The following is an 8973-nucleotide window of genomic DNA, read 5'->3' as shown; positions in this document are numbered from 1 at the left end:
GCTCACGACTCCAGATCCACTGCACGTGCCGGGCGGAAGCCCTGGCGTGCGCTGTCGGCCATATGCCGGCCCAGGCGCCCGAACCCGCGCGCGCTGGCGGCCAGCACCTGGCCCATCGAACGCCAGAACGAATCGCGGTCGTGCTGGCCCCATTGCGACAGCCAGATGTCGGCGCGCGCAAAGGTCGATGCCACCAGCCAGCGCTCCTGTTCCATCGACATCGCGGTGAACTGGATGCTGACCTGGCCATCGCGGTCCTGGCGCACCACCGCCGGCAAGGTCTGCTCCACACCGCGGTGGCTGAGGCCGATCTGCACCGCCGACCCGGGCTCGATCGGCTGCGGCTGCGCGAGCTTGATCGCCATGCCGCCGGTGGAAAAATTCACCGAACGGCTCGGCAACACGCTGCCGTCGGGCAGATACAGGGTGACCGGGATATTCAACGGCACCCGATGCGCGCTGCGCACCTGGCGGGTTTCGCTGGCGGTGGCGATCGTGGCGCCCAGTAGCACCATGTTGTAGAGCGTCCAGGCCAGGTTGAACCAGATGGTCTGCTGCTCGCCGCTGCCGCCGACATACACCAGACGCAGCACGCCGGCCACCACGCCGGCCACGTTGAGCAGCAGCAGGAACAGATAGGGCTTGGCGATCTGCGCATCGAAATAACTGCGCGCCACCAGCCCACCCTTGGGGGTGACGTTGAACTTGCCCAGCTTGGGATTGAGCAAAGCCACCAGCGTCGGGCGGAAGATGTACCAGGCCAGCGTGGTCTCGTAGACCTCGTTCCACAGCAGGTGCCGAAAGCGGCTCTGCACGCGCAGGTTGGTCAGGTTGGCCTGCAGAAGGTGCGGCAACGCGTAGGCCAGGATCATCAGCGCCGACGCCTGGATCACGTGCGCACCGAAGAACAGATAGGCCAGCGGCGCCGTGAGATAGATGATGCGCGGCAGCCCGTAGAAAAAATGCAGCATCGCGTTGAGATAGCACAGCCGCTGCGACAGTTTGAGCCCGCGCCCCAGCAAGGGATTGTCGATGCGCGCAATCTGCGCCATGCCGCGCGCCCAGCGGATGCGCTGCGCCACATGCCCGGACAGGCTCTCCGTTGCCAGACCTGCGGCCTGCGGCACCGCCAGATACGCGGTGCGATAGCCGCGGCGCTGCAGCTTGAGCGCGGTGTGCGCATCTTCGGTGACGGTTTCCACCGCCACCCCACCCACTTCTTCCAGTGCGCTGCGCTTGATCACCGCGCACGAACCGCAGAAAAACGTGGCGTTCCACTGGTCATTGCCATCCTGCAGCAGCCCGTAGAACAGCTCGCCCTCGTTGGGCACCTTGCCGTGCGTGTCGAGGTTGCGCTCGAATGGATCGGGCGAGAAGAAATAGTGCGGCATCTGCACCAGTGCCAGCCCGGTGTCGCGCAGGAACCAGCCCATCGCCACCTGCAGAAAACTGCGGGTGGGAATGTGGTCGCAGTCGAAGATGGCCACATATTCGCCGCTGCATTTCTTCAACGCGGCATTGATGTTGCCGGCCTTGGCATGCGCGTTGTTGGTGCGGGTGACGTAGTTGATGCCGACCTCGGCGCAGAAATCGCGGAACGCGTCGCGGCGGCCGTCGTCGAGCAGATGGATGGTGATCTTGCCGGCCGGCCAATCGATCACGCTGGCGGCCAGCACCGTGGTGCGCACCACCGACAACGGCTCGTTGTAGGTGGGGATGAACACGTCCACGCTCGGCCACAGGCGCTGGTCGGCCGGCAGCGGCACCGGCTTGCGATCGAGCGGCCACAGCACCTGGAAGTAACCCAGCACCAGGATCACGAAGGCATACAGCTCGGCGCCGAGCAGGCCCAGCCCGAGGATGAAGTCCCCTGCACTGCCCAGGCCCATGGTCTGGGTCATGCGCCACCAGATGTAGCGGCACGACACCGCCAGCGACATGCCCATCATCATCAGGACGACCACGCGCCCGCCGCGCTTGCGCACCGCCAGCGCCACGGCGAACAGCACCCCGGAGAACACCAGCTGCTGGGTGACGTCCATCGGCACGGCTACCACGAAGATCAGCAGCAGGGCGCCCAGCAGCCACAGCGCCCAGGTTGCCAGCGTGGGCAGCGGCGGGACGGAACGACGGTGGGCAACGGTCATCGGGCAATCCAAAAAAATAACATGGCAGACGTGCGGTACGGCAGCGGGATACGCGCGCTACGCGTGCCGGGCGTTACGGGTGGGCAGGCATCAACGCGAACGCAGGCGCTTGAGCGGGCTATGCGCGTTGCTGCGGGCGTCGGCCTGCAGCAGGCGCTGGAACAGCTGCTCCAGTGGCGTCTGCGCAGGCCGCGGCGGCGATGGCAGGCCCTGTGGGCCGGGCTCATCGCGCTGGCGCAGCTTGCGTAAGGATGCCAGCGCATCGCTGCGTTGCAGGCTTGCGGTCTGTTCCGCCGCCACAGCTGCTTGCAACACCGCTGACGGCGGCGCAGCAGGAGGCGTGCCGGTTGCCGGTACAGCTGGCGACGCCGGCGCCGGCGGCGCTACCGCATCGCTCGCATCCGGCGCCGCTGCGCCAGCGACCGGCGCGCCGGCAGGCAGGCCGCCGGGTTTGCGCGGCGGCAACTGGGGATAGGCGAAATCCTGGTACCCCTGACTCGCCTGCGTCCCCAAACGTGCGAACAGGCCGGACACATCGTCGTGTCCCGGTGTATTTCTGGTGTTCTTTGGCGCCATCACATTCTCCTTGTCCGATGACCGCTGTTCATGGCGTCCGCGCCAGCACCATCAGGCGCAGGTCGACGCTCTCTCCCGGCACGGCCTGTACGGACAGGCCCGCCAGCATCCCCAGTTGCTGGAACCAGCCTTCGTAGACGCCCTGCAGGAATCCGTCGCTCCAGGCGGCGCCATCCAGCGCCACGCCCAGCGGCGCACCGGCATGCCGGATCTGCACATGGTCGGCGTGCTCGTCCATCGCGCACTGGCCCCAGTCGCAGCCGTCCCAGATCGCGTTGGCGGCCTGTTGCACCTCGGCCAGCGCGTTGCAGGCCGCCAGCCTGTGCTCGCGCGCAAACCGACGGCCGATCCGCGCCATCAACGTGGCCAGATCGTGCTCGGGCAACTCGGCGCCGAACTCCTCAGCCATGGCGCGGACGAAGCCCAGCCACTGCCGGGAGCAGCCACGCGCGCGGTACAGCGATAACGGGTCGAGTGCGGGCATCAACGGACTTCGCAAGATGGGACGACAGAAGCAACCGCCGCATCAATTGTGATGGCGGCGTGATGCCAATGTTAACGTCAGCCAACGTGCAAGCGCGATGGGGTTCTCATTTTTTCTGGCGATTCCCCTACATCAGGGTGGGCGGTCCACCCTTCTCCCTGCCGGCCGGCGTCACCTAGTGACGCGCAGTGCCACTGTCGTCGGGCATCGGCGGCAGGCCGAACACATCGCGCAGGTAGCGCAGGTAGCCAACGTCCTCGCACATGCTCTTGCCGGGCGAGTCGCTGAGCTTGGCCACCGGTTGGCCGTTGCAACGGACCATCTTGATCACGATCTGCAACGGGGTCGGCCCCAGGTCGTTGGTCAGGCTGGTGCCCACCCCGAAGGCCAGCCGGCAGCGCGTGTAGAAGTGCTGGTAGAGCTGCATCACCTTGTCGATATTGAGGCCGTCGCTGAACACCAGCACCTTGGTCCGGGGATCGATGCGGTGCGCCTCCAGGTGCGCGATCACCCGCTCGCCCCATTCGAACGGGTCGCCGGAATCGTGGCGCATGCCGTCGAACAGCTTGCAGAAGTACAGGTCGAAATCGCGCAGGAACGCATCCAGCCCCACCACATCCGACAACGCAATGCCCAGGTCGCCGCGGTACTCGCGGGCCCACGACTCCAGCGCCGCCACCTGCGAATCGCGCAGCCGCGGCCCCAGCGCCTGAAATGCCTGCAGGTATTCGTGCGCCATCGTGCCCAGCGGGGTCAGCCCGTAATGCTTGGCGAAATACACGTTGCTGGTGCCCACGAACTGCTCGCCCAGCCCATCGCGCAGCAGTGGCAACAGCTCGCCATGCCAGTGCCGCGAATAACGCCGCCGGGTGCCGTAATCGGCGATCTTGCAGCCCGCCGGCATGCTGCGCAGGCTGCTGACCTTGGCGCGCAGGCGGCTGCGGCCTTCCTCGAAATCCGGCTCGGAGGTGTTGCGAAACCACACCTCGTTGATGATCGCCAGCAGCGGCACTTCGAACAGGATGGTGTGCAGCCACGGGCCACGGATGGTCAGCTCGATCTCGCCCGGATGGGTGGTCGATGCCGACAGCTGCAGATACTTGCGGTCCAGATGGAACAGCGCCAGGAAGTCGGCAAAGTCCGGCTTGATGAAGCGCAGGCTGCGCAGGTAATCCACCTCGTCTTCGCGCAGCCGCAGCCGGCACAGCGCATCGATCTCGCGCGACATCTCATCGATGAACTGCGCCAGGTTCACGCCAGGGGTGCGGCACTTGAAGCGGTACTCCACCTGCGCGGCCGGGTGCTGATGCAGCACCGCCTGCATCATGGTGAATTTGTACAGGTCGGTGTCGAGCAGCGAATGGATGATCATGCCGCCGGATTATGCCCGCAGCGGCGCTGGCGGGACGTGCAAGGCCGCCGACGCTCCGGCTGCCACGCGCACGCGCCCCGCCCAGCGTGCCGACCATCGGCTGTTGCCGCCGCTGCCACAGGCAGCTGCGCGCCCAGCCTCCCACTCGATCCACTGCCGCGACGCCGTCCGCAGGCGCAGCTGGGCGCCTCAGCGCGCCAGCACCCGCTGGGCCGGCTTGCCTTGCACGGTGAAGTCGCTGTCGCCCGCGCCGCCGGCCCTGGGGTCGGTGTACCAGCACCACAGCGCAATCCCGTCGATGCCATGCGCCTGCAGCACCTTGCGCCATTGCTGCAGCACTTGCAGCTGCAGCTGCGTATCCACTGCGGCGACACGTTGCTCTGGGCTTACCCAGGGTGCGGCCAGGCTGCCACGTGCCGAGCGCAGGCCCAGCTCGGCTACCCACACCGGCTTGCCGACGCGCTGGCCCAGCTGCTGCAGGCGCTGCGCGGCGGCGTTCATTTCCGCCGTGCGGGCATCGCCCGCCTCGGACAGGCGCGGGTACAGGCTGGTGCCGACCGCATCGAACAGCGACCAGTAACGGAAGCTCTCGGCATGCTCCATGCCATCGGCCACGTACAGCAGCTTGCCGTGGTAGACCTTGCGTACCGCGGCCACCAGCTCGGGCCAGTGCGGCGCGTCCTGCAGCTTGCGCAGTTCGGTGCCGACCACCAGCGCCTCGGCGTGTTCGTCTTCGGCCAATTGCGCCAGCGGCAGCAGCGCCCGTTGATACGCCGCAAACCAGGCGGCCTGATCACCGGGCGCCACCTCGCCAGCCCAGTGACCGGGTATCCAGACATGCACCTTGAGCGTGGGCTGCAAACCGGAACGCTGGCTCTGCCGCAACGCAGCGCGCATGGCCTCCAGGCTGCTGTCGCTGCCCAGGACCGGGTCACTGGAATGCGGGGTCGCCTGCCACACAAAGGCCACCAGCAGCGCCTTGCTGGCACCGGTGTCGGCCAACGCATCGAGCGATTGCGCGGCGGCGGCGCTCTGCCACGGCGCATTGGCCGACACCTTGACGTTGGCGCCCATCCACATCGGCGCGGCTGCATTGCAGCCATTGGCAAGCAGGCACACCGCCAGCACCGCGGCGAGCGTCAGAACGCGCTTGAACATGCCGCAGACGCCTCGGTGGTCGACGCTGTCGTGCCCTGCACGCATGTGCTGCCCTGCACGCTTGCATTGCCGGTTTGCGGCTGCGCCACCGTCGCCGTGGCAGGGCCCGCCAGCTCCGCCGGTGCGCTCGCTACCGGTGAGGCTACCGCGGTGAGCACGGCATCGTCCCCTAGCCGCGGCGTTGCAGGCACGGCTGCCGACGGGGCCGCTGCGGGCTTGACCGGCAGCGATACCGGCGCGGCGATGACGACTGCCTCGCCCTGCAGCAGCGACTGCTCGTCGGCAGGCGCCGCACGCAGCCAGCTGCCCCAGCCCGGCGGCTGCACCCAGGCCGCACCGACCAGACCAAGCAGCAACAAACCAGCTGCCTGGGTGCGCTGGTCGGCCTGCAGCGCGCGCAGCAACAACGCCGCCGGCACCCACAGCAACAACAAGGCGTCGAACCCGGCCCAGCCGAACGCAAACGACAGCGCCGCCGCGCAGATCACCGTGCCGGCGCTGGCGATGACGCCGCGCGCCAGGGCACCACTGCGCGTGCGCACCACCAGTGCCAGCACCGGGAAGCAGACCACTGCGGCTACGCCCCAACGCACGGCCGGCAACCAGTCCTGCGCCTGGGCGGCCAGCGGCAATGGCAGCGGATGTGCAGCCTGGCCGATGCTCGACAGCGTCGGCCACGGCGCATTGAACACGGTCAGATTGACGTAGGCCCACATGCCGACCAGAAACACGAACGGCAGATAGCACACCAAATAGAACGAGCCGGGCGCCTTGCGCAGCATCTGCGGCGGCATCACCAGCAGCAGCCACGGCGCCACCATCGTCGACAACGCCAGGGTCTGCAGGTCCAGACACAGCAGGATGCACAGCCACCCGGCGATGCGCAGGTAGGTGAACGCTTCCACCGGCGCCTGCAGGCGGCGCAGCGTGCGGCACAGGCCGTAGAACGCCAGCAGGCCCACCGCCTGGCTGCCGCCCGCCGCGATCGGCAGCAGGAACAGCGGGTTACAGCCCACCAGCAGGGTCAGACCGCTGGCCCAGCCACGCCCGAACACGCCGGCCAGATCGCGCCACAGCAGCGACAGGAACAACGCGTTGGCGGCGACCGCCAGGAACGGCCAGATCTGGAACGGCAGATTCCAGCTGTGCAGGGTCAGATCGAGCGCCCACGCCAGCAGGCCAGTTGCCGGCAAGCCAGCACCTGGCGCACTGGTCGGCGCTGCGGTGCCGACCGACTGCAGCAGCAACGGCTGGCTCAGCAGCGACAATGCCACCACGGCTACCAGGAACGCCGGCAGCCCGCTTTCGCGACGCGGCGTTACCGAGTCACTCTTCGAGTGCGGCGCGGCGTTCGTTTTCCGAATGCTTGCTGATGCCATGCGTGGTCTTCTCCCAGTAGAACGGATTGTGGATCAGCTGCCAGAGCCCCTTGTAGGCGGCGATCGACTGCAATGCCCAGTACAACGGCACCGTCAACGCGTACGGGGCCAACTTGAAGTAGTCGCGTTTGAACGCCGCCACCAGCGTGATGTAGATGAAGAACGCGTTGGCCAGCAGCAGATTGACCAGCGATACCGCGCCCAGCCACGGCGGGAAGAAGCGCTCGAACATGCTGGTGCCGGTGAGCAGCCACACCGTATACAGCGTCCACAGTACCGGCACGCCCAGTGCGGTGAAAAAACCGCCACCGATAAAGAACTGAAAGCCCCAAAACCCCTTGAACCCGGTGCTGCGATACAGATGCACCGGGTCGCGCATGTGCACCAGCCAGGTCTGCATGTAGCCCTTGAGCCAGCGCGAACGCTGCCGGATCCAGTTGGGAATGCTGACGTTGGCTTCTTCGAACGTGGTGGAATTGACCACGTTGACGCGGTAGCCGTTCTGGATCAGCCGCACGCCCAGGTCGGCGTCTTCGGTGACGTTATACGGGTCCCACGCGCGCACCTGGCGCAACACATCCAGACGGAAGTGATTGGAGGTGCCGCCCAACGGAATCGGGATGCGCAGGTATTCCAGCGCCGGCAGGTAGAAGTCGAACCAGAGCGTGTACTCCAGCGTGAACATCCGCGTCAGCCAGTTTTCGTCGGCGTTGTAGTAGTTCAGCCGCGCCTGGATGCACACCACGTCCTTCTCGGCCTTGCGGAAGGCCGCCACCACGCGCTTGAGCTGATCCGGCTCGGGCTTGTCTTCTGCGTCGTAGATGGTGAGCAGTTCGCCGCGCGCAAAATGCAGCGCGTAGTTGCAGGCCTTGGGCTTGGTCTTGGGCTGCGAGGGCGGCACCCGGATGATTTCGAAGAACGCTTCCAGGCCGAGCTTCTTGGCCGCTTCGATGGTGTCGAAGTCGTCGGCTTCCAGCACCAGTTTCACGTCGAGCTTGCTGATCGGGTAATCCAGCTTGCGCAGCGCATTGGCCAGGATCGGCAGGACTTCCGGTTCCTTGTACATCGGCACCAGCACGGTGTAGACCGGCAGGTCGTCGTCGCGCAGCGCGGCCACTTCGTCTTCGGTGACCTTGATGTCGATGCGGTGGCGCGAGCCGAACCACACCAGCAGCAGCTTCAAACCGAAGGTCGCCAGAAAGCCCAGCGCCACCAGCACGTTGATGGCGATCAGGGCCGGCACCGGAAACACCACCATCGCGATCAGCAACGCCGCGGCAATCGCCCACAGGGTTTGCTTCTGCCCGCGCGTCACCACCTGGCGTGCCGAATAGGTCGGAGCATGCGCAGCCAGCAGGTTCAGCGCGTTGTCGGTGAGCTGCTCGTCGGCGTGGCGCTGCAGGCTCCAGATGACGTCGAACTTGGCGGTGCCGACAAAGCGCACGTCTTGGCCGTAGTGCGCGCGCGCCCAGGCGAACAGCGCCGGGTCGGGGTCGGCCACGGCCAGCACCAGCACGCCGTCCTCGCGCCGCCAGGGCAGCAGCAGGCGCTGGGCGTAACTGTCCAGATCGCCGGCAGTGAGCAGCGCCGGATCCGGCGGTTGCTGCACCAGGTCGATGAATTCCAGCCCGAAGTGCGCGGCGACGATGGCGTAGAAGCGCTGCGCCGGCACCCCGCGCTGGGCCAGGATCACATCGCCCAGGCGCGAGTTCCAGCGCTGCTGCAGCGCCAGCGCCGCGCGCAGCTGTTCGTCGGTGATGACGCCCGCCGACACCAGCGCACGCCCCAGCAGGCCGCGTTCGCGGCCGATATCCGGCACCCGTCCCAGCGCCTCGCTTTCGCAGCTGACCGTCATGG

6 protein-coding genes and 1 pseudogene are annotated in these 8973 nt (G+C 67.0%); all 7 read right to left on the bottom strand.

The window, feature by feature from the left end:
• Positions 1 to 2 precede the first annotated feature (2 nt).
• Positions 3 to 2147 carry a UDP-forming cellulose synthase catalytic subunit gene (gene bcsA / locus ABQZ09_RS10665; protein WP_184552903.1) on the bottom strand — a complete coding sequence of 715 codons (2145 nt, stop codon included), beginning with the start codon at positions 2145 to 2147 and terminating at the stop codon, positions 3 to 5.
• A 90-nt stretch (positions 2148 to 2237) separates the two neighbouring features.
• Complete coding sequence (locus ABQZ09_RS10660; RefSeq protein ID WP_184552905.1) at positions 2238 to 2723, bottom strand: hypothetical protein; 486 nt, start codon at positions 2721 to 2723, stop codon at positions 2238 to 2240.
• A gap of 28 nt (positions 2724 to 2751) precedes the next feature.
• Entirely contained in the window at positions 2752 to 3207 is a 456-nt protein-coding gene (gene bcsD / locus ABQZ09_RS10655; protein WP_184552907.1) for a cellulose biosynthesis protein BcsD, read from the bottom strand.
• Positions 3208 to 3382: 175 nt separating this feature from the next.
• Positions 3383 to 4579: a nicotinate phosphoribosyltransferase gene (pncB, locus tag ABQZ09_RS10650; protein WP_349776857.1), complete on the bottom strand. Its 1197-nt coding sequence runs from the start codon at positions 4577 to 4579 to the stop codon at positions 3383 to 3385.
• Between the two features lie 189 nt (positions 4580 to 4768).
• The gene (locus ABQZ09_RS10645; protein WP_349776856.1) at positions 4769 to 5737 is read right to left on the bottom strand and encodes a glycoside hydrolase family 113; all 969 of its coding nucleotides are present in this window, start codon (positions 5735 to 5737) and stop codon (positions 4769 to 4771) included.
• Positions 5738 to 5931: 194 nt separating this feature from the next.
• Positions 5932 to 7014: pseudogene (locus ABQZ09_RS10640) on the bottom strand (hypothetical protein); the annotation flags it as partial.
• A gap of 49 nt (positions 7015 to 7063) precedes the next feature.
• Entirely contained in the window at positions 7064 to 8971 is a 1908-nt protein-coding gene (locus ABQZ09_RS10635; protein ID WP_349776855.1) for a glycosyltransferase family 2 protein, read from the bottom strand.
• Positions 8972 to 8973: the final 2 nt, after the last annotated feature.

The organism is Xanthomonas sp. WHRI 6106, assembly GCF_040202405.1.
GTDB classification, from domain to species: domain Bacteria; phylum Pseudomonadota; class Gammaproteobacteria; order Xanthomonadales; family Xanthomonadaceae; genus Xanthomonas; species Xanthomonas cannabis.
The sequence above is the reverse complement of the archived record's forward strand: the minus strand, read 5'-3'. Positions and strand labels throughout refer to the sequence as shown.